Below are 18,149 nucleotides of genomic sequence, written 5' to 3'. Positions count from 1 at the left end.
GGTCCGGTATAGGGCCAGGTCTCAGAGCCAGCCGCGCGAGCGGGCCGTGGTGACCGCCTCGGCGCGGTTGCGCGCCCCGGTCTTGCCGATGGCCGACGACAGGTAGTTCCGCACCGTCCCCTCGGTCAGGAACAGCGACCGGGCGATGTCGGCGACGCTCGCCCCGCCGTCGGCGGCGCGCAGGACGTCGCACTCCCGCACGGTCAGCGGGCTCGCCCCCACCGTCAGCGCCGTCACCGCGAGCTTCGCGTCGACCACACGCTCGCCCGCCATCACCCGCCGGACGGCGGCGGCGAGTTCGGCCGCGGGCGCGTCCTTCACCACGAAACCGGCCACCCCGGCGTCGAGCGCGCGGCGCAGGTAGCCCGGACGGCCGAACGTCGTGACGATCACGACCCGCACGCCGGTGAGCCGCTCGGCCACCTCCAGCCCCGACAGGCCCGGCATCTCGATGTCGAGCAGCACCACGTCGGGCCGGTGGGCGGCCACCGCGGCGGGCACCTCGTCGCCCCGGGCCACCTCGGCGACCACCTCGAGGTCGGGTTCGAGCCCGAGCAGCGCGGCCAGGCCGCCCCGCACGAGGTCCTGGTCGTCGGCGATCAGCACGCGGATCACGGCACCTCCACACGCAACCGGTAGCCGCCCTCGGACCGGGCGCCGGCCTCCAGGGTGCCACCGGCCGCCTCGACCCGTTCGGCCAGGCCCAGCAGCCCGGTGCCGGGCGCGGCCCCCGCGCCCGCCCGGCCGTCGTCGCGGATCTCCAGGGACCGGGCGCCGAGGGTGATCCAGCAGCGGGTGGCCCCGCTGTGCCGCAACACGTTCGTCACCGCCTCGCGGACGACCCACGCGAGCAGCGACTCCGAACCGGGCGGGACCGGACCCACGCCCGAGACGGTCAGCCGGATCCCGGCCAGGTCGAGCGCCGCGCGCGCGTTGCCCAGCTCCTCCGCCAGCGACACCGCGCGGTAGCCGGCGACCGCGTCGCGCACGTCGTCGAGGGCCTGGCGGGCGGTGCGCTCCACCCCGCCCATCTCCTCGGCGGCCCGCGCCGGGTCGGTCCCGGCCAGCCGGGCGGCGAGCTGGCTGCGGATGGTGATCGAGGTCAGCGTGTGGCCGAGGATGTCGTGCAGGTCGCGGGCGAACCGCAGCCGCTCGTTCTCCACCACGAGCCGCTCGCTCTCGGCCCTGGCCCGGCTGAGCTGCATGATCAGCTCACGCATGTGCACCAGCGCCCGCACCGCCCCCGCCTCCAGCGCCATGACCAGCGGCACCCACCACACGAACCCCTCTCCGCAGGCGATCAGCACCGCGACGTTCACCACCATGGTCACGACCAGCCCGGCCGCGAAGAACAACGGGCGCAGCGTGCCCAGCACGGAGATCACGAGCACGTACGAGGTGTACGCCCACGGCGCCCCCAGCAGCGGATAGAGAGCCGCCGCCGAGCCCAGCAGCAGCACGACGCTCCGCGGGTCGGGCCCGCCGACGCCCATGACCCGCCACATGATCCGCCCCCAGGAGAGGGCGAACACGCAGGCGAGGATCACGATCAGGGCGATCTCGGCGGGCCCGCGCGTCCCGAACGCGACCCACAGCGGCCAGACCAGCACGAGCAGCCAGACCTGGGAGGCCAGCCGCGCGGTGGTCTGCGCCCTGCGGCTCACCTCCACGCGGCGCTCCGGTATCGCCACACGCCGAGCAGCACGAACAGCGCCGTCCACGCCGCGAGCACCAGCACCGACGTCCCGGTCGGGGCCAGCCCGTCGAGCGCCCGCCACCCCAGCGAGCCCGCCTGGTAGGCCGGGCTGTACTCCGCCGGCACCCGAAGCCCGCCGGGCATCCGCGACACCGGCAGCCAGAGCCCGCCGAGCACCGACAGCAGGAAGTAGACGACCATCATGGCGATGTTGGCCGACTGGCCCTTCAGCGAATAGCCGAACGCCACCCCGAGCGCCGCGAACGGCACCACCCCGGCCCAGATCAGCAACGGCAGCGCCAGCCACGTGGCGGCCGGCAGCCGGACCCCGCCCAGCAGCGCCCCGGCCGCCAGCACGATCACCACGCTCGGCAGCACCGCCAGCATCCCGCCGGCCAGCTTGCTCACGATGTATCCGTGGGCGGGCAGCGGCGTGACGGCGAGCTGCCGCAACCACCCGCTCGACCGCTCCATGGCGATGGCCCCGCCGATGAACAGCGCGCCCCCCATCGCGCCGTACGTGGCCATCGACACCATCGACACCGGCCCCGACGCCAGGTCGAGCACCTTCGTCCACAGCAGGTAGAGCAGCACCGGGAACCCGGCCAGGAAGACCAGGTTGACCGGGTTGGACAGGGCGCGCCGCACCTCGAAGCGCAGGAAGGACCGCATCACGCCCCCTTCCCGGTCAGGCTGACGAACGCGCTCTCCAGGTCGACCCCCGACGTGCGCACGTTCCGCACGTCGCCGAACCCGGCGAACAGCGCGCGGAGGGTCGCGTCGGAGTCGCCGGTCCGCAGGGTGGCCGTGGCGCCCTCGACCACGACGTCGTGCACGCCCGGCAGAGACCGCAGCCGGGGCTCGTCCATCGTATCGAGGGTGAGCCGCACCTCCGTGCCCCCGACCAGCGCCTTTATCTCCTCCACCGGCCCGTCGGCGACGACCCGGCCGCCCGCCAGCAGCACCACCCGGTCGGCGTGGTCGTCGGCCTCGGCCAGGTAGTGGGTGGCGAACACGACGGTGCGGTCCCTGACCTGCCGCCACAACGCCCGCCGGGCGTCGACGTCGAGCCCGACCGTGGGCTCGTCGAGGATCAGCAGCGCCGGGTCGCCCGCCAGCGCGAGCGCGAACCGCACGAGCTGCCGCTGCCCGCCCGACAGCCCCAGCACGCGGCGTCCGGCCAGGGCCTCCAGTTCCGGGTCGGCCAGGACCGACGGCGTCGGATACATCCCGGCCACGGCGCCGACCAGGTCGCCGACCCGGACGTCGTCCGGCAACCCGGCGTCCTGCAGCAGCACCCCCACGCGCCCGGCCGCCAGCGCCTCGCGGGGCGGCCGCCCGAGCAGCCGGGCGGCGCCCGAGTCGGGGGAGAGCAGCCCGAGCGCGATCGACAGCAGCGTGGTCTTCCCGGCCCCGTTGGGCCCGAGCAGCGCGACCTTCTCACCCTCGCGGACGCGCAGGCTCACGCCGTCGAGCGCGGTGATCTCCCCGTAGTTCTTCTTCAGTTCGGTGAGTTCCAGCATGGGGCCAGCCTCGCCGGGAGGGGGCGGCGGGTTGTAGTGCCGCCGATCAGCCCTCCTCAAATGACGAATGTCATATGCGGGGCATCGCGGTCTTACCCGCCACCACCGTGCTGGTCAGGGTGCCGACCTCGGAGATCGTGATGGTGACCTCGTCGCCCGCGCGGAGCGTGAACGGCAACTCCGGCACCAGGCAGGTGCCGGTCGCCAGGATCACCCCGTCGGGGAAGACGTCCTCGCGGAACAGGTAGCCGACCAGGTCGTCGAGCCTGCGGTGGAGCTGGGCCGTGCTGGCCCGCCCGTGCCAGGCCGTCTCGCCGTCGCGGGTGATCGTCAGTTCGATGCCCAGCGTGTACGGGTCGGGCACCTCCCACGACGGCCTGATCGCCGGGCCGGCGGCGCAGCCGCCCAGGTAGATCTTGGCCTGGGGGAGGTAGAGCGGGTTCTCGCCCTCGATCGTGCGCGAGCTCATGTCGTTGACCACGGTGTATCCGGCGATCTCGCCGTGCCGGTTGACCACCAGGCCCAGTTCCGGCTCCGGCACGTCGATCTCGGAGTCGGCCCGGACCGACACGTGCCCGCCGTGGCCGGTCGCCCGCCAGGCCGCCGACTTGAAGAACAACTCGGGGCGGTCGGCGTCGTAGACGAGGTCGTAGACGTCGGCCGCCTTCTCGCTCTCGACCATGCGGGCCGCCCTGGAGCGCTCGTAGGTCACCCCGGCCGCCCACACCTCCATGCGGTCGTCGAGCGGCGGGAGCAGGCGTACCGAGGACCGGTCGTGGCGGGGACCGGCGGCGGCGGCGCACCGGTCGCGCAGTTCCGCCACGGTCAGCCGGAGCAGTTCGCCGATCGACCCGGCGACCTCGGTGATGCCGGCGCCGTCGTCGAGACCGATGGTGGCCTGGCCGGTGACCGGACCGACAAACCGCACGATGTGCACTATCTGCTCCTTTTGGGGTGGTTCTCCGGGGCTATCCTCCCAAAGACGTCCCGTCGGCGACGTGCAGGAGCGCGTCCGCGTCCTCGAAGGTGTCGGTTTCCAGGGGGAAGTAGCCCATCTGGGGAGTCGTGTCGGTGCGGGGGACACCCGGCGGCATCGAAGTGGTCAGGCCCCATGTCGGGAACCGGCGCCCCAGGTCGCCCTCGAAGGTGCCCGTGGCGGGTTCGCCCAGACCGAGGGCGGTGCTGCGGCCCAGGCTCGCGGCGATGAAGGCGTACCGGTCTCCCCACAACGACGCCACGATCTCTCCGGCGCAGTGCCAGGTCAGCGCCTTGTCGCCCAGTCGCCAGGCGCTCGCGGTCTTCTTCAGGTGGAGGTTGTGCGAGAAGACGAGGGTCCGGCCCCGGCGGGCCTCCAGGTCGCGGATGTCGAAGAGGTTCCCGGCCATGATGGCGTCGCGGGTGGCGAGCAGCAGCCGGATCCGCGCGCCCTGGTCGAGGGGGACCGCCGCCTGCCGGTGGTAGCGGAGCAGGCCGATCCCCGCCGTCAGATGGGTCTTGGCCCGCGACCAGGCCGCGCGCGGGCTCTCCGGCGCTCTCTCGTACAGCCGGGCGAGCATCTCGTCGGCGATGACACGCGCCCTGTCGGCCTCCGGGGTCGCGCCCGGCGACCGGACCGGATCCATGATCGCGTCGGTGTGGCTCCAGCGTTCGTCGTCGCCCAGCAACCCGGCCAGGTCGAGGTCGAGGCCCAGGTGGTCGCGGGCGTGCTCCAGGTAGGCGCGCGGGCTGGGGGCCGAGGTGTTCTCGGTGGGGGCGTCGAAGCCGTGGAGGGTCAGCCGCTCCTCCGGGGGCCGCGCGGCGTTGTGGTCGCGCATCCAGGCGACCAGGGCCCGGTTGGGCTCGAACTCCCCCCAGCCGTGCGAGAAGCCGTCGCGCATGACGGCGTCCAGGGAGCCGGGGCCGCCCTGGACGTAGTCGCCGACGGCCAGCGCCGCGACGCGGTCGATCTCCAGGGCGATCGAGCGGAAGCCGAGGCCGGTCAGCCGGTCGAACAGGTCGTTGCGCAACCACCCGAAGGCGGGCTCGCCGTGGGTGGGCTCGCCGAGCCCCAGGAGTTCACATGACGGAGGGACGAAGTCTCGAATGTCCTGACTCATGTGCTGCAAGCGTAACATTGAAGCCTCCGTTGAGACTTTTGCCGCTTTTTCCGGTGACCAAGCGGCTAAAGTCTCAAAACGGTGATGACCCTTGCGACCGACCGACCTCGCCCGTGAGCACGGCATCTCGACCCAGGCCGTCCGCAACTACGAACAGGCCGGCTGCCTCCCGCCCGCCGGGCGCACCCCCAGCGGCTACCGCGTCTACACCGAGGTCCACGCGGCGGCGCTGCGGGCCTTCCTGGCGCTCGTCCCGGCGTACGGGCACGCGACCGCCGTCCAGATCATGAACGCCGTCCACGACGACCGGCTCGACGACGCGCTGGCCCTCGTCGACGCGGGCCACGCCCAGTCGCTCCGCGACCGGGAGACCCTCGACGCGGTCCGCGGCGCCGTCCACCACCTGACGACCGGGCCCGCCGCCCCGGCGGTGAAGAGCATCGGCGCGCTCGCGCGCCGGCTCCGGATCACCCCGGCCACGCTGCGGAAATGGGAGCGGGCCGGGATCCTGGACCCCGGCCGCGACCCGGCCACCGGCCACCGCCTCTTCCGCGCCGAGGACGTCCGCGACGCCGAGCTCGCCCACCTGCTGCGGCGCGGCGGCTACCCGCCGGCGCACATCGCCGCGGTGGTCCGGCAGGTCCGCACGGCGGGCGGCGCCGGCTCGCTCGCCCGTGCCCTGGACGACTGGCGGCGCCGCCTCACCACCCGGGGGCTGGCCACGCTGCGCGCGGCGGCGCTGCTCGGCGACTACCTGGCCCGCGCGGACTCAGCGGTGGGTGCGCAGGATCCGGCGTTCGACCAGCCCCAGCACCACGTCGCACGACTTGCCGAGGGCGGCGAGCAGCAGGATGGCCAGTAGCAGGATGTCGGTCCGCCCGGTGTTCTGGCTGTCGGTGAGCAGGAAGCCCAGGCCCATCGACGACGCGATCAGCTCGGCGGCGACCAGGAACAACCACCCCTGCGCCAGCCCGAGCCGCAGCCCCGAGAAGATCGCCGGCGCGACGCTGGGCAGCATGATGCGGCCCAGCAGCCCCCCGCCGCGCAGCCCGTAGGCACGCCCGACCTCCACGAGGTGCGGATCGGCGTGCGCGAGGGCGGCCGAGATGGTCGTGTAGACGGGGAAGAAACTGCCGATCGCGACCAGCGTGATCTTCGGCCCCTCGCCGATGCCGAGCCACAACACCAGCAGCGGCACCCACGCCAGCGACGGCACCGCCCGCAGCGCCGCGATGCTCGGCGCGACGACCGCCCGCACGGCGGGGGACAGGCCGACGACCGCGCCGAGGAGGAACCCGAGCCCGGCCCCGGCGGCGAATCCGATGAGCACCCGCTGCACGCTGATGGCGATGTGCGTCCAGAGAGACCCGTCCCCGGCCAGCTCGCCCAGCGCCTCCAGCACCGACAGCGGCGGCGGGAGCTGCGCGGTCGAATAGGCCCCGGACGAGGCCGCGGCCTGCCATGCCGCCAGCACCACGACCGGCAGCGACAACGCGGCGGCGGCCGACGTCCACCGCCGCCTCGACCCGGCCGCCCGCCCGTCCTTCGCGCCGGTCCCGGCGACCGTCTCCACGTCGCCGGTCACCGTCACGGCTGGGCCGCCTGTTCGGCGAACTTCGGCTCGAAGAGGCTGCCGAGGGCGGTCGTCGCGTCCTGCTCGGCCTTGACCTGCTTCTCCTCGACGAGGGTCGGCAGGATGCGCTCCAGCACCGCGCGCTGGTCGGCGCCCGGCACCGGGCTGACGGTCAGGTTCGTGCGCTCGGTCAGCACCAGCCTGGCGACCTCGGGCGACACCTTCGACTCCTTCGACAGCAGCTCGACGGCCGCGTCGGGGTTCTTCTGGATCCAGTCACGGGCCTTCTCGTAGGCGTTGACGGTCGCCTGCACGAGATCGGGGTGCTCGGTGATGAACGCCTCGCGGGCGTTGAGGAAGCCGTAGGAGTTGAAGCCCGCGTTGCGGTAGATGACCTTGGACCCCGCGTCGATCTGGCTCTGCGCCATCAGCGGGTCGAGCCCCGCCCACGCGTCGACGTCGCCGCGCTCCAGCGCGGTCTTGCCGTCGGCGTGCTGGAGGTTGACCACCTCGACGTCGGTCGCCGCCAGGCCGGCCTCGTGCAGCGACTGGAGCAGGAAGAAGTAGGGGTCGGTGCCCTTGGTGGCGGCCACGCGCTTGCCCTTGAGCCCCGCCACGTCGGTGATCGGCGAGTCCTTCGCCACCACGACGGCCGCCCACTCGGGCTGGCTGAAGATGCCGACGGCCTTGATGGGCGTCCCGTTCGACCGGGCCTGGAACGCGGCGGCCCCCGCAGTGGAGCCGAGGTCGATCACGTTGCCGCGCAGGTTCTCGTTGGCCTTGTTGGAGCCCGCCGACAACGTCCAGGTGACCTTGACGTTCTTGGCGGCCAGCTCGGTCTCCAGCCACTTCTGGTCGCGGATGACCAGGCTGGACGGGTTGTAGTAGGCGTAGTCGAGCCGCAGTTCGGTCTGCTGCCCGCCCGTGTTCTCCGCGGCGGGCCGCCCCGTCGCGTCCTCCCCGCTGACGCAGGCGGTGGCGAGCGTCGCGGCCAGGGCGAGGGTCAGCGTGATCCGGAGTCTGCTCATCGTGCGTGGGTCTCTCTTTCCAGGGGGGTACGTCGCGGCACGCCGAGGCCTGCCAGCAGTTCGGACCTCAGCGCGGCCAGTTCCGGCTGATGATGGTCCCGGGGCCGATCACCCGGCACGTCCAGGACGACGCTCACTCCGGTGGGAGCGCCGCCCAGGAGCACGACCCGGTCGGCCAGCTTCAACGCCTCGTCGACGTCGTGGGTGACGAGGACGACGGTGGTGCCCGATCGCCGCTGCACGTCCTCGACGAGGTCCTGCATCCGCAGCCGCGTCAGCGCGTCGAGCGCCGCGAAGGGCTCGTCGAGCAGCAGCACCCCGGGCCGCCGCGCGAGGGCGCGGGCCAGCGCCGTGCGCTGCGCCATGCCGCCCGACACCTGCCGGGGCCGGTGGTCGGCGAACCCGCGCAGCTCCACCTCGGCGAGCCACTGGCGGCTCTCGGCGTCACGCCGGTTCCGCGGCAGGTCGCGGGGCAGGCCGAGGGCGACGTTGCCCGCCAGGGTGCGCCAGGGAAGGAGCCGGGGCTCCTGGAACACGACGGCGCACCGCGGGTCGATCCCGGTGACGTCCCGCCCGTCGACCCGCACCGTCCCCGAGGTGGCGAGGTCGAGCCCGCCGACCATGCGGAGCAGCGTGGACTTGCCGCATCCGGACGCCCCGAGCAGGGCGACGACCTCACCGGGAGCGATGTCCAGGTCGATGTCGCGCAGCACGACATGGTCGCCGAAAGCCCGGCCGACGCCGCGCAGCGAGACACCCGCGGGTGCGGTAGTGATCGTCACGAAACGGACTATATCCTACCAAACCGATAGACATAACGGGGTACCGGCCGCAATCATGCGAACCGTGAAGGCGGACCTGACCTCGGACGACCCGCGCGTCCGCGCGAACGCCCTGCGCCGGCTCGCCCGGCGCGGCACACCCGCGACCGCCGCGGCTCTGCTCGACGACCCCGGCGAGTTCGATGATCGGGACGAATGTAGCGACCCCCCGGAATCGGCCCGCACACCGGTCCGCCTCATCGCGGTCGGGGCCCTGGCCGCCCTCGCCGCGCCCGGGGCCTACGGGGAGGTGTTCGACCGCGCCCTGGCCGACGAGGACCTCCGGGTGCGCGCCGCCGCGACACTGGGCGCGTCGGGGGAGGCGCTGCGGGCCCGGCTTTCCGTGGAGGGGGACCGGGGCGTGCGCTACCAGATCGCGGTCGCGCCGCGTCCGGCCGACGTGGCGATCGCGGTCCTGGAGGAACTCGGCACGGGCGACGACGTCGCGGCCCTGGCGGCGAGTGTCGTTCTCGACACAGGGTCGCAAGAATGATGTCGAGCGGCTCAAGCCGTGCTCGTCAGATCCTCGGCACGAGCGTGGTGCAGTGGGTGGCCCGGCTTCGCAGCGACGTCGACGAGATCGACGGCAACATCCAGGGCTCCTTCGGATACCCGTTCTTCCCCGCCAACGTGGTTCCCCGGAAGCTCCGCAAGGAACGACGGCTGGACCACTTTCGAGAACCTCGCCTGCACTCTGCCAGCCAGTACACCAGTACCGCGCTGGTGCGGCCCACCTAGGTGTAGTGACCACCAACGTTGTTGACGGTGGGGATTGATCTATAGCGAAGACTTCCGATGTGGTGGAGCTGTCTAGGAACCGCCCGCCGGAGGTCTTCGTGCCTCACCACAACGCTCGCCTGACCATCTACGGCCGCCAACTGCTCATCGACCGGGTCCAATCCGGGCGGCCCGTTGTGCACGTGGCTGCCCGGGATGGGCATCTCCCGCGCCACCGCCCACAAGTGGGTGCGCCGCTGGCGGGAAGAAGGCCCGGCCGGCCTTCACGACCGCTCCAGCCGTCCCCTCACCACGCCGCGTCGAACCCCGGCGGTGCTGGAAACACGGGTGTGCCGGCTGTGTGCCGCCCGCAAACTGGGTCCCGCCAGCCTGGGGCCGATCGTGGGTCTGCCGCCCTCAACGGCCCACCGCATCCTGACCCGCTACGGCCTGAACCGCCTTGTCGTCGGGTGGCAGTCTGAGTAGCTCCACCTAAGAGGAGTACGTCGTGAAACGCACCTGGGTGACGTCCCTTGGCGGCCCGTTGATCTTGATCCCTGAATCCGCTTGTGATCTCTGGGCCGGGGCCCCGATGAACTTCCCGGATGAAGAGGGGGACTACGGCCGGGCCTGTGCCGTTGACGACTACATCGGCCTGATCGACGTCGGGACCGCACAGGCGCTCGTCCTAGGCGATGTCCCAGCCCGCACTACCTTTCTTCCACAGCACGGTCTGCTGCTGCGCGAGGTCGCCAGCGATGACGAGGACAAAGCCATCGAAGCGGTTCCCGGCCTGCTCTCCACCGTCAACTGGGAATCCTGGCTGAACTGGAGGATCACCGAGCCCTTGATTCTCTTCGACTCCGTCTACGACTATCCGCACGTTCTGCGGAGCCGTCAGGAGCAGTTGCGCCTGGACCTCCCACCAGGCGACTACACAGCCGAAGCCGCCTACATGGAGATTCCGATGGCCTACCTCATCCTCATCAGGTTCTCTCCAACCACCCGGCTCTCCCTGGCCTAGCAAGCAGTGCCCGAGCTGCCAGGCATGTCAGGGTGTCTCACCCGGCAACAAGATCGCGTGTGGCAACATGTTGGCCGCGCGAGAACAGGCTGACGCCGACTTTGTTTCATAGGCCACCGCCTGTGAAATGACGACACCACCTGAACAGAGGCTGAGCATGACGCCTCGCAGACCTCTTTCCTCGCTCGAGTGGCTGCTGATCGGTGCGGGGTTGAGATCTGCGGTAAAGCCGTTTGGTCGGGCCGGTGCGGGATTGTGGTGATTAGGCAACTAGCCAGCCCGCCACCCCGTGGGTCGAAGTTGAGGAGTGCCATGGCGGAATGACCTCGGCCAGGCCCTTCAGCTTCAGCAGGAGAGCAGATGACGGAATCTGGTGACAGCCGCCCGCCTCTGACACCCCGGATGCGGCGGGGGCTGGAGATCGCAGCCCGGGACGATGAGATCGGCAGTCTGCTGGCCGACTTCAACCGGGAACGGTCTCGTGTATTCCGTGAAACGGGTGTGCGGCAAAGCGGCAAGGAGTCCAAGGTCAGCCCCGAAGAGCGCGCTATCATCCGTGAGCGGCGCGAGCTGGCCGCTGAACGGCAGTTCCTGCTGGATCAGATCGCCGCGGAATGGGCTGTGCTCAAGCCCAAGCAGGCGAGATTCGATCAGGCGCGAGCCGAGGCGAAGGCCGCCAGGCGCCCTAAGCCGCCCGTGAGCAAGGCCGAACAGCGCGTCCGTGACCGGATGGCCGCGCTTCAACGCGATCGCGCCTATGTGGATGGCACCGCATACCGCGACCGGCAGCAGGCCCGGCTCGATGAGGCTGTCTGGCTGACCACCCACGACCCGGAGACCTTCAACTCCGACGACTGGTAGACGGCCTCCTCAGAAAGCCGGATGGTCAGCGGCGAAGGCGCGTGGAGCTGCCGAGAGTTCGCGCGCCGGGCAGGACCACTGTGGCTTATCGGTTCAGTCGGCGGACGGTTTCGTCGCCCCGAAGTGGCTTGTCGTCCGGATGCCACTTCCGGATGCTCACCCTCAGCCTCCCAGGCCCTTCGCCAGCGTCGTGATCCGGCCAGGGCGAGCACCAGCACGATGCCGCGCGCCCGTCCTCCCCGCACCCACGGCCTGATGAAGCGCCGCGGTCGCCAGATTGACCGATGCCGCCGCCAAAGGGGGGCTGAGAGCTCCTAACAGAATGAGCTGCGGTGTGTTGTTGATCTCTCGCTGAAGCGGCGGCGGGAGGACAGGCATGGCGCGGCTGAAGCCGTGGTAGATCAGCGACGAGTCGGCCCATTTCGGGCGACGTGACGACATACCGTCATCATCGCGCTATGGCCGACGCGTGGCCCATCAGCCCAAGCGACGTGCGGAAGGCGAAACGAAGCCGGGCACGTGCGCATCCATGCGATGAGCGGGTGCGGCACGGAGTCACAGATGACCGCCCGATGCCGCGAGGTCGGCGATCGGCCCACAGCCGTCATGAGTCTCGCGCAGGCGAGATGGGTCTGTCGTCGGCCGGCGCACCGCTCACGCCGGAGGCGCGACGCGCCTTGGACGCGGCAGATCCGCACGGGTCAGAATGTGCCGATGACGATCTCCGCTGACGAGTCCGGTCCGGTCCGGATCGTGACGGCCGTTCTTCGCGACGGCGATCGGGAGTTGTTGTGTCATCGAAGCGCCGGACGCCGTTGGTATCCCGACGTGTGGGACCTGCCGGGCGGTCATGTCGAGGAGGGGGAGGATGCGAAGGAGAGCCTGGTCCGCGAGCTTCGGGAGGAGCTGGGAATCACGGTGCCGGAGCCGTGCGGCCCGCCGATGCACGAGATCCGGACCGCGACGTTCCACATGTGGATCTGGCTGGTCGACAGGTGGACCGGAACACCCGTCAACGCCGCGCCGGACGAGCACGACGCCGTGACGTGGTTCGAGACGTCCGACCTTGACAGCCTGCGTCTCGCCCACGAGTCGTATCTCTCCATGCTCACCGCCGTGCTCGTCACGTGACGTCGCTCCCGAAGCCGGGGGGTGCGCGCTCGGGCGGAGATGATGACCCGGTGGTCTCCAAGCGGTGTGCAAGCCGGCGCTGGCATGCTGATCCCGAATTCTCGGGAAGGATCATGGTTTGTTCGGGATTGTTCGGCCCTGCAAGCACAACCTGTGCGGCGGCCTGTTCGCGGAGTGGATGGCCCACCTGTGCGGCCTCTGCGTGGCCCTCCGTGACGAGCACGGCCACGCCGCGCGCCTCGTCACCAACTACGACGGCCTGCTCGTCTCGGTGCTCACCGAGGCCCAGTCGAAGGAGACCAGGCACCGCCGCGCCGCCCCCTGCGCCCTGCGCGGGTTCAAGGGCGCCGACATCAGCGAGGCGGAGGGCGTGCGCCTGGCCGCCGCGGTGTCGCTCATCCTGGCGTCGGGCAAGCTCAAGGACCACATCGAAGACGGCGACGGGCCGTTCGGGAGCCGCTTCGTGGCCGCGGGCGGCGGCAGGCTGGCCGAGCGGTGGTCGCGGGCGGGGACGGCCACGGCGGGGGCGCTGGCGTTCGACCCGGGGCCGCTGCTGACGGCCGTGCGGGAACAGGCGCGGGTGGAACGGCTCCCGGACAGGTCCCTGCTCCAGCTCACCGCCCCGACGGAGGACGCCGTCGCGGCGGCCTTCGGGCACACGGCGGTGCTCGCCGGGAAGCCGGGCAACCAGGAGACGCTGGAGGAGGCCGGTCGCTACTTCGGGCGGCTCGCCCATCTGCTCGACGCCGTCGAGGACCTCGAACGGGACCGCGCGCAGGGCGCCTACAACCCGCTCGTCGCGTCCGGCACCGACCTCGCCACCGCCCGGCGGCACTGTGACGACGCGGTCGGCGGGCTGAGGCTGGCGCTGGCCGATCTCGACCTCGAACGCCGCGGCCTGGCCAGGGCGCTGCTCGTCAGGGAGACCGGACGCGCCGTCGAGCGCACCTTCGCCGAGGCGGAGGCACCGAAGAAGGACCGCCGGCTCAAGCCCGACCCCGGCGGCCTCGTGTCGCTGGTGTGCTCGGCCGCCGCGTGCTGCACCTGCGGGTTGTACCGCCCCCCGTGGGACGAGGAGCGGTACAAGTCATGCACCGAACGCTGCGACTGCGGCGGGTGCGACGCCTGTTCCGGCTGCGGGAACTGTTGTGACTGCTGTGAGTGCTGCGACTGTTCCTGCGACTGCTAACACTTCGGGGCGACGGCGTCGATCTTCGCCCCGAAGTCGTCGTCGTAGGCCTTGCGGAAGTCGCCGCCGCGGACGGCGCGGGTCTCCTTCTTCGACGGCACCTCGATCCAGTTGATGAAGCACCCGCCGGACGTGGCCCGTAAGGAGCCCACGTTGTCGTGCAGCACCGGGGGCATGTCCACGTAGCCGTCGCCCGGGTTCCAGCACCACGACGAGCCCTTGTAGTCGCGTCCGCTGAACATGCAGATGTCGCCGGGCGTCGCCTGGGCGGCGGGCGCCGCGACGGTCAGGGAGGCGAAGGCGATCAGGCCGGCGAGGGTGGCGAAACGAATCATGGTGTCGAAGATAACCCCGTGTGATCGGGTGTATCCGGTAGGCGACGTACAGGAAAGGGAAAAGCCCGGCCGGGGTGGCACCCGGCCGGGCTTCTCACAGGGGTCAGCCGACGACCGAGCGGAGCGGGATGCCCGCCACGTTCAGCTCGTTGACCAGGTCACGCAGGAAGGGGTGCTCGTGGATGTCGAGGCCCTCCGGGTTCGGGATCGTCAGGTAGGACGACCCGGCCGCGCTGGCGACCGTCGCGGTGTCGGTGTACTTCGCGACCACGGCCTGGGTGCGGGCGAGGTCGGCGTCGGCCACCTGGATCTGGAACGGACGCCACTCGCCGCCGATCAGCGGGGTCTCCTCCGCCGAGGCGGCGGGGGCGGCGGTCCGGGCGAGCGCCCGCTTCTGCGCGGCGGGGGCGGCGGCGCCCTTCGGCATCAGCAGGGCGTTGGCGACCAGGTGGATGCCGTTCTCGTTGTACGCCCGGAACAGCGGGTTGTACGCGAACAGCACCGCGTGCCCGGCCCCGGTCGGCTCGTTGGTCAGCGCGGCCGAGCCCTTGAGGGCGTCGGCGCCGTTGGTGGTGCCGTTGACCCACCAGGTGCCGTCGGCCGGGTAGGTCAGCACGTTGGTGCCGGTGGTCGACGGGTTGAGGATCGGGTCGCCGTTGTTGAACTGGAAGTCCTCGGCCGGGCGGCCCAGGGCGACCGGGTCCGACGTCGCGGTGTCGACGCGGAAGTGCGAGCCGATGACCTGGTAGCCGGTCGGCTTGGCCTTCTCGGTGGTGCTGGTCAGGCCGGCCGCGCGGGCGACGCGGGTGCCCTGGTTGCGCAGGCCGATGTACGTGCCGCCGTTCGAGACCCACGCCTTGAGGTTGGCCTGGCCCTGGGCGGTCAGACCGCCGGTGGCGTTGCTGCCGTCGGGCATCAGCAGGACGCCGCGCTCGGTGAAGGCGGCGGTGTTGTTGTTGATGTCGGCGGTGGTGACCGGCTTGAGGGTCAGGCCCCACTTGGCGCCCAGGACGAAGCGGGCCTCGCCGTAGGAGCCGGAGGTGGTGGAGACACCCGTGCCGTTGTAGAGGCCGACGTCGGGGATGGTCAGCAGCGTGCCGGAAGGAGCGTCGCCGCCGCCGGCGACGGTCACGCCGAGGGAGGTGGCGAGCTCGTCGAGTTCGGCGCGGCCGATCTCGCCGGGCGAGAAGGAGACGACGCCGGTGGTGAGGTCGCGCCGCAGCGCGACGCCCTGGCCGAGGAGCTTGAAGGTCAGCTCCGAGGCGGCGGCGGAGTCGAGCGGGTAGGAGAACGAGCCCTTCTTGGACGCGCCCTGCGCGACGCCGCCCTCCATCTTGCGGACGAGCTGGGCCTGCGGCGACACGACGTCACCGGAGTACACCGTGTCCACGCCCGCCAGGAGCGGGTTGCTCCAGGACGAGACGTCGTAGAAGTACGGGAACGGCACGTACGGGTCCTCGCCGAGCGTCGCCTGGATCCAGTGCTTCTGCGGCTGGGCCATCGGGATGTAGTACGAGCCCTCGGGGATCACCTTGTCGCTCTCGGACCGGCCGCCGAAGATCTTGGCGTTGGGCACCGTGAGCGGCTTGGTGAGGCGGTAGACCTCGACGTCCATCTGACGCAGGCGCTCGACCAGCTTGCGCACGTCGCCGATCTGCCGGTCGGGCAGCAGGAAGTACGAGCGGATCTTGACGTCCGGCACCGGGAACCGGACGGTGTTGGTCGGCTGCACGACCTCGTTGGGCTCCAGGACGCCCTGCTGGCCCTCGGCCAGCGCGGTCTTCCAGATGTCCCAGTAGCTGCCGAGGATCTCGTGCTTGTTGGCGGCGGCCCAGCCGGTGGTGGCCCACTGGGTGTTGAACTGCTGCTGCACGCGGTCGGGGACGGCCGAGGAGGAGCCCTTCTCGAACGTCATGCCCGCGGCGCCGAACCCGGTGGCCGGGACGGTGTCGCCGTAGCCCATGTAGAACATGTCGTACGTGGCGTAGTTGAAGTAGCACTCGACGGTCACCGAGCCGCCGCAGGCGCCGTTGAAGCCGAAGCCGGCCTTGTTGGCCTCGCCGATGCGGTTGATCCAGTCGACCGGCTGGTCGGCGATCTCGTGGTGGATCGGGTCGGCGTTCGGCGGGAAGAAGTACTGCCGCCCGCCCATCTCGTGGGCGTCGATGAAGACCTGCGGCGGATACTTCCGCAGCAGCTCCAGCTTGGCGTCGGTCTCCTTCTGGGTGCGCGCGAACCAGTCACGGTTGAGGTCGAAGCCGAACTCGTTCTGCCGGCGGCTGGCGTCGCGGCCGTCCGGGTTCTGGGTCGGCACGATGATCGTGATCAGGTTGTCGTTGCGCGTCTTGACGTCGCACGACAGGCCCGAGGCGAGCTCGTAGAGGGTCTGCAGCGAGGCGTCGGCGCCGCTCTTCTCGCCGCCGTGCACGTTGCCGGCGACGTAGACGATCGCGGGGGCGTCCTGCGCGATCTTGGCGGCCTTGGCGTCGGTCAGGGTGCGCGGGTCCCGCAGCGACACGATGTCGTCCGCGATCTTCTTCAGCCGCGCGTCGGTGACGTTGGCCGCGTTCGACACGATCGCGTAGGGCATCTCGGTGCCCAGCACGCTGTTGGTCATGACGCCCAGGCGCACGCGGTCGGAGGCGGCGCCCACGGCGTGGGTGTAGTCGATGAGCTCCTGGGTGGTCAGGATCCGGGTCTGGCCCGTGCCCAGCGGGAAGCCGAAGAACTGCTGAGGGCTCGGGACCGACGCGATGTGGGCGCCGGGGTCGCTGGCGCAGTCGGCCGCCGCCGACTGCGCCGAGGCGGTCGGCGTCAGGGTGAGGCCGGCCGCCACCAGGGCCGCGGCGCCCAGTGCCGCGACGTAGGGGGTTTTTCTGCGCATTGTCGCGCGGAACCGCATGTCGCCTCCAGGGCGGAGGGGACGGGGGTGCTCGGGAGAGGAGCCCGTCCGAGGGAGTACGAAAGCCACTGCGGACGGTAATGGAACGGTAAAAAAGGGACAAGAGACAGGAAAACTCAACAAAACACTGTCAAAACCTGTGGTATCTGACATATTACCAGGTCACACGGGTCACGCCGGTCCCGGATGTCCCTTTATAACGCCTGATAACGAGTGGGCGTCGGCTTCGCAACCCGGGAACTGCTTCTTCCCGTTACGGCTCCGCCTGGCCGGCCATACGGGTGTGGAGTTCACCGAGCAGCTTCTCCAGCCGCGCCGCCCGCCCCTGCGGGCTGCGCGCCTTGAGCAGCGGCAGGACCAGCAGGTAGCGCGCGGTCCGGTCGAGTCCCTCGAAGACCGCCCGGGTCCGGGCGTCGAGCGCCGCCTCCAGGTCGGCCGGGACCGTGAACTCGCTCTGGGCCGCGTAGGCGGCCTGCCAGCGGCCGTCGGCGCGGGCCAGTTCCACCTCCGCCAGCCCCGGCGGCCGCATCCGCCCGGCCTCGATCAGGGCCTCGGCCAGGCGGACGTTGACCCGCGACCACGCGCCGCCCCGCCGCCGCCGGGAGAACCGCTGCAGGTAGCTGTGCTCGTCGTGGCCCCTGCGATGACTGTCGATCCAGCCGTAGCAGAGCGCCACGTCGAGCGCCTGGCCGATCGTGACCGAGGTCAGCGGCGCGCCCTTCTTGGCGATGCGCAGCCACACGCCCTCACCGGCGTGGTTGGCCGAGAGCCAGGCCTCCCACGCCGCGGCGTCGGGGAAGTGCATCATCGGCCGAGCACCTCCAGGTAGTGCCGGTTGTGCATGATCCCGAGCACGTTCCCGAAGGGGTCGACGACCGAGGCCGTCACGAACCCCTCCCCGTGCTTGGTCAGCGGCAGGTGGGGCGTGGCGCCCAGCTTGATCAGCCGTTCGAGCGACCCCTCCAGGTCGTCGACGTGCCAGTGCATGATCGCCCCGCCGGGCGTGGCCGGGGCGTCCTCGGGGGCGTGCCGGGAGTCGATGATGCCCAGTTCCGCCAGGTAGTCGCCGATCCGGAACTCCACATACCCCGGCACCTCGAAGTAGGGCTCGATTCCGAGCACGTCGGTGTACCACTCCTTGGCGGCCGTCAGATCCTGGGCCCAGAACGTGATGGTGGCCGGTCCTCGCAGCATGGGCTGCTCCCTTCGTCTCCCTCCGAACACTAGGTCCGATCGCGGAACGTGCGGTTCCG

Annotated in this window: 20 protein-coding genes and 1 pseudogene; 8 read left to right on the top strand and 13 right to left on the bottom strand. The window is 71.0% G+C overall.

What is annotated here, in order from left to right:
• Positions 1-21: 21 nt before the first annotated feature.
• The 6 genes from AW273_RS09960 to AW273_RS09935 form a co-directional block, all read right to left on the bottom strand.
• A complete protein-coding gene (locus AW273_RS09960) occupies positions 22-615 on the bottom strand; it encodes a response regulator transcription factor (protein ID WP_062347494.1) in 594 nt (197 codons plus the stop codon).
• The gene (locus tag AW273_RS09955; protein WP_083949652.1) at positions 612-1,670 is read right to left on the bottom strand and encodes a sensor histidine kinase; all 1,059 of its coding nucleotides are present in this window, start codon (positions 1,668-1,670) and stop codon (positions 612-614) included. The genes AW273_RS09960 and AW273_RS09955 overlap by 4 nt, the downstream gene beginning before the upstream one ends.
• A complete protein-coding gene (locus AW273_RS09950) occupies positions 1,661-2,368 on the bottom strand; it encodes an ABC transporter permease (RefSeq protein ID WP_063909909.1) in 708 nt (235 codons plus the stop codon). Before AW273_RS09950 ends, AW273_RS09955 begins: the two co-directional genes overlap by 10 nt.
• Positions 2,368-3,219 (bottom strand): ABC transporter ATP-binding protein, encoded by an 852-nt coding sequence (locus AW273_RS09945; RefSeq protein ID WP_062347490.1) that lies wholly within the window; start codon positions 3,217-3,219, stop codon positions 2,368-2,370. The genes AW273_RS09950 and AW273_RS09945 overlap by 1 nt, the downstream gene beginning before the upstream one ends.
• Before the next feature lie 70 nt (positions 3,220-3,289).
• Positions 3,290-4,147, bottom strand: a complete 858-nt coding sequence (locus AW273_RS09940) for a fumarylacetoacetate hydrolase family protein (RefSeq protein WP_232327252.1) — start codon at positions 4,145-4,147, stop codon at positions 3,290-3,292.
• A 40-nt stretch (positions 4,148-4,187) separates the two neighbouring features.
• Complete coding sequence (locus AW273_RS09935; protein WP_062347488.1) at positions 4,188-5,315, bottom strand: erythromycin esterase family protein; 1,128 nt, start codon at positions 5,313-5,315, stop codon at positions 4,188-4,190.
• 91 nt (positions 5,316-5,406) lie between these two features.
• Here AW273_RS09935 and AW273_RS36135 point away from each other — a divergent pair, with 91 nt between their 5' ends.
• A complete protein-coding gene (locus AW273_RS36135; RefSeq protein WP_083949651.1) occupies positions 5,407-6,177 on the top strand; it encodes a MerR family transcriptional regulator in 771 nt (256 codons plus the stop codon).
• On the opposite strand, the gene AW273_RS09925 is transcribed toward AW273_RS36135, so the two are convergent.
• The 3 genes from AW273_RS09925 to AW273_RS09915 are packed head-to-tail and all read right to left on the bottom strand — an operon-like array spanning position 6,085 to position 8,698.
• On the bottom strand, positions 6,085-6,906 hold the full coding sequence (locus tag AW273_RS09925; RefSeq protein ID WP_198168091.1) for an ABC transporter permease: 822 nt from the start codon (positions 6,904-6,906) through the stop codon (positions 6,085-6,087). The two genes, AW273_RS36135 and AW273_RS09925, sit on opposite strands and share 93 nt — an antisense overlap.
• Entirely contained in the window at positions 6,903-7,916 is a 1,014-nt protein-coding gene (locus AW273_RS09920; RefSeq protein ID WP_062347484.1) for an aliphatic sulfonate ABC transporter substrate-binding protein, read from the bottom strand. Before AW273_RS09920 ends, AW273_RS09925 begins: the two co-directional genes overlap by 4 nt.
• Positions 7,913-8,698, bottom strand: a complete 786-nt coding sequence (locus AW273_RS09915) for an ABC transporter ATP-binding protein (RefSeq protein WP_062347482.1) — start codon at positions 8,696-8,698, stop codon at positions 7,913-7,915. The genes AW273_RS09920 and AW273_RS09915 overlap by 4 nt, the downstream gene beginning before the upstream one ends.
• 64 nt (positions 8,699-8,762) lie before the next feature.
• On the opposite strand from AW273_RS09915, the gene AW273_RS09910 reads away from it, so the two are divergent.
• From AW273_RS09910 to AW273_RS09885, 7 genes and pseudogenes are all read left to right on the top strand, one after another.
• Entirely contained in the window at positions 8,763-9,230 is a 468-nt protein-coding gene (locus tag AW273_RS09910) for a hypothetical protein (RefSeq protein WP_157555671.1), read from the top strand.
• The gene (locus AW273_RS09905; RefSeq protein ID WP_157555670.1) at positions 9,227-9,475 is read left to right on the top strand and encodes a hypothetical protein; all 249 of its coding nucleotides are present in this window, start codon (positions 9,227-9,229) and stop codon (positions 9,473-9,475) included. The genes AW273_RS09910 and AW273_RS09905 overlap by 4 nt, the downstream gene beginning before the upstream one ends.
• A gap of 98 nt (positions 9,476-9,573) precedes the next feature.
• Positions 9,574-9,916 (top strand): annotated as a pseudogene (locus AW273_RS36130) (helix-turn-helix domain-containing protein); the annotation flags it as partial.
• Between the two features lie 46 nt (positions 9,917-9,962).
• Complete coding sequence (locus AW273_RS09900; RefSeq protein WP_063909903.1) at positions 9,963-10,478, top strand: Imm21 family immunity protein; 516 nt, start codon at positions 9,963-9,965, stop codon at positions 10,476-10,478.
• A 360-nt stretch (positions 10,479-10,838) separates the two neighbouring features.
• Positions 10,839-11,339, top strand: coding sequence for a hypothetical protein (locus tag AW273_RS09895; RefSeq protein ID WP_157555669.1), 501 nt, complete (start codon positions 10,839-10,841; stop codon positions 11,337-11,339).
• Between the two features lie 714 nt (positions 11,340-12,053).
• Positions 12,054-12,470: an NUDIX domain-containing protein gene (locus AW273_RS09890; RefSeq protein WP_062347472.1), complete on the top strand. Its 417-nt coding sequence runs from the start codon at positions 12,054-12,056 to the stop codon at positions 12,468-12,470.
• Positions 12,471-12,588: 118 nt separating this feature from the next.
• Entirely contained in the window at positions 12,589-13,659 is a 1,071-nt protein-coding gene (locus AW273_RS09885; protein WP_062347470.1) for a DUF5685 family protein, read from the top strand.
• Here the strand turns inward: AW273_RS09885 and AW273_RS09880 are convergent.
• The 4 genes from AW273_RS09880 to AW273_RS09865 all read right to left on the bottom strand — a co-directional run bounded on the left by AW273_RS09880 (position 13,656) and on the right by AW273_RS09865 (position 18,090).
• On the bottom strand, positions 13,656-13,994 hold the full coding sequence (locus AW273_RS09880; RefSeq protein ID WP_062347468.1) for a peptidase inhibitor family I36 protein: 339 nt from the start codon (positions 13,992-13,994) through the stop codon (positions 13,656-13,658). The two genes, AW273_RS09885 and AW273_RS09880, sit on opposite strands and share 4 nt — an antisense overlap.
• A gap of 103 nt (positions 13,995-14,097) precedes the next feature.
• On the bottom strand, positions 14,098-16,878 hold the full coding sequence (locus AW273_RS09875; RefSeq protein ID WP_062347467.1) for a M14 family zinc carboxypeptidase: 2,781 nt from the start codon (positions 16,876-16,878) through the stop codon (positions 14,098-14,100).
• Positions 16,879-17,149: 271 nt separating this feature from the next.
• Positions 17,150-17,704 carry a YdeI/OmpD-associated family protein gene (locus AW273_RS09870; RefSeq protein ID WP_062347465.1) on the bottom strand — a complete coding sequence of 185 codons (555 nt, stop codon included), beginning with the start codon at positions 17,702-17,704 and terminating at the stop codon, positions 17,150-17,152.
• Entirely contained in the window at positions 17,701-18,090 is a 390-nt protein-coding gene (locus AW273_RS09865; protein ID WP_062347463.1) for a VOC family protein, read from the bottom strand. Before AW273_RS09865 ends, AW273_RS09870 begins: the two co-directional genes overlap by 4 nt.
• Positions 18,091-18,149: the final 59 nt, after the last annotated feature.

Origin of the sequence: Herbidospora yilanensis (assembly GCF_001570565.1) — a bacterium.
Classification (GTDB): domain Bacteria; phylum Actinomycetota; class Actinomycetes; order Streptosporangiales; family Streptosporangiaceae; genus Herbidospora; species Herbidospora yilanensis.
This window is presented reverse-complemented; position numbering and strand designations above follow the sequence as displayed.

What these genes read in the sequence shown, in the direction of transcription:
- AW273_RS09950 (WP_063909909.1), bottom strand. Translation starts at nt 2,368, where the DNA reads ATGCGGTCCTTCCTGCGCTTCGAGGTGCGGCGCGCCCTGTCCAACCCG.
- AW273_RS09945 (WP_062347490.1), bottom strand. Translation starts at nt 3,219, where the DNA reads ATGCTGGAACTCACCGAACTGAAGAAGAACTACGGGGAGATCACCGCG.
- AW273_RS09935 (WP_062347488.1), bottom strand. Translation starts at nt 5,315, where the DNA reads ATGAGTCAGGACATTCGAGACTTCGTCCCTCCGTCATGTGAACTCCTG.
- AW273_RS09920 (WP_062347484.1), bottom strand. Translation starts at nt 7,916, where the DNA reads ATGAGCAGACTCCGGATCACGCTGACCCTCGCCCTGGCCGCGACGCTC.
- AW273_RS09905 (WP_157555670.1), top strand. Translation starts at nt 9,227, where the DNA reads ATGATGTCGAGCGGCTCAAGCCGTGCTCGTCAGATCCTCGGCACGAGC.
- AW273_RS09895 (WP_157555669.1), top strand. Translation starts at nt 10,839, where the DNA reads ATGACGGAATCTGGTGACAGCCGCCCGCCTCTGACACCCCGGATGCGG.
- AW273_RS09890 (WP_062347472.1), top strand. Translation starts at nt 12,054, where the DNA reads ATGACGATCTCCGCTGACGAGTCCGGTCCGGTCCGGATCGTGACGGCC.
- AW273_RS09880 (WP_062347468.1), bottom strand. Translation starts at nt 13,994, where the DNA reads ATGATTCGTTTCGCCACCCTCGCCGGCCTGATCGCCTTCGCCTCCCTG.
- AW273_RS09875 (WP_062347467.1), bottom strand. Translation starts at nt 16,878, where the DNA reads ATGCGCAGAAAAACCCCCTACGTCGCGGCACTGGGCGCCGCGGCCCTG.
- AW273_RS09870 (WP_062347465.1), bottom strand. Translation starts at nt 17,704, where the DNA reads ATGATGCACTTCCCCGACGCCGCGGCGTGGGAGGCCTGGCTCTCGGCC.
- AW273_RS09865 (WP_062347463.1), bottom strand. Translation starts at nt 18,090, where the DNA reads ATGCTGCGAGGACCGGCCACCATCACGTTCTGGGCCCAGGATCTGACG.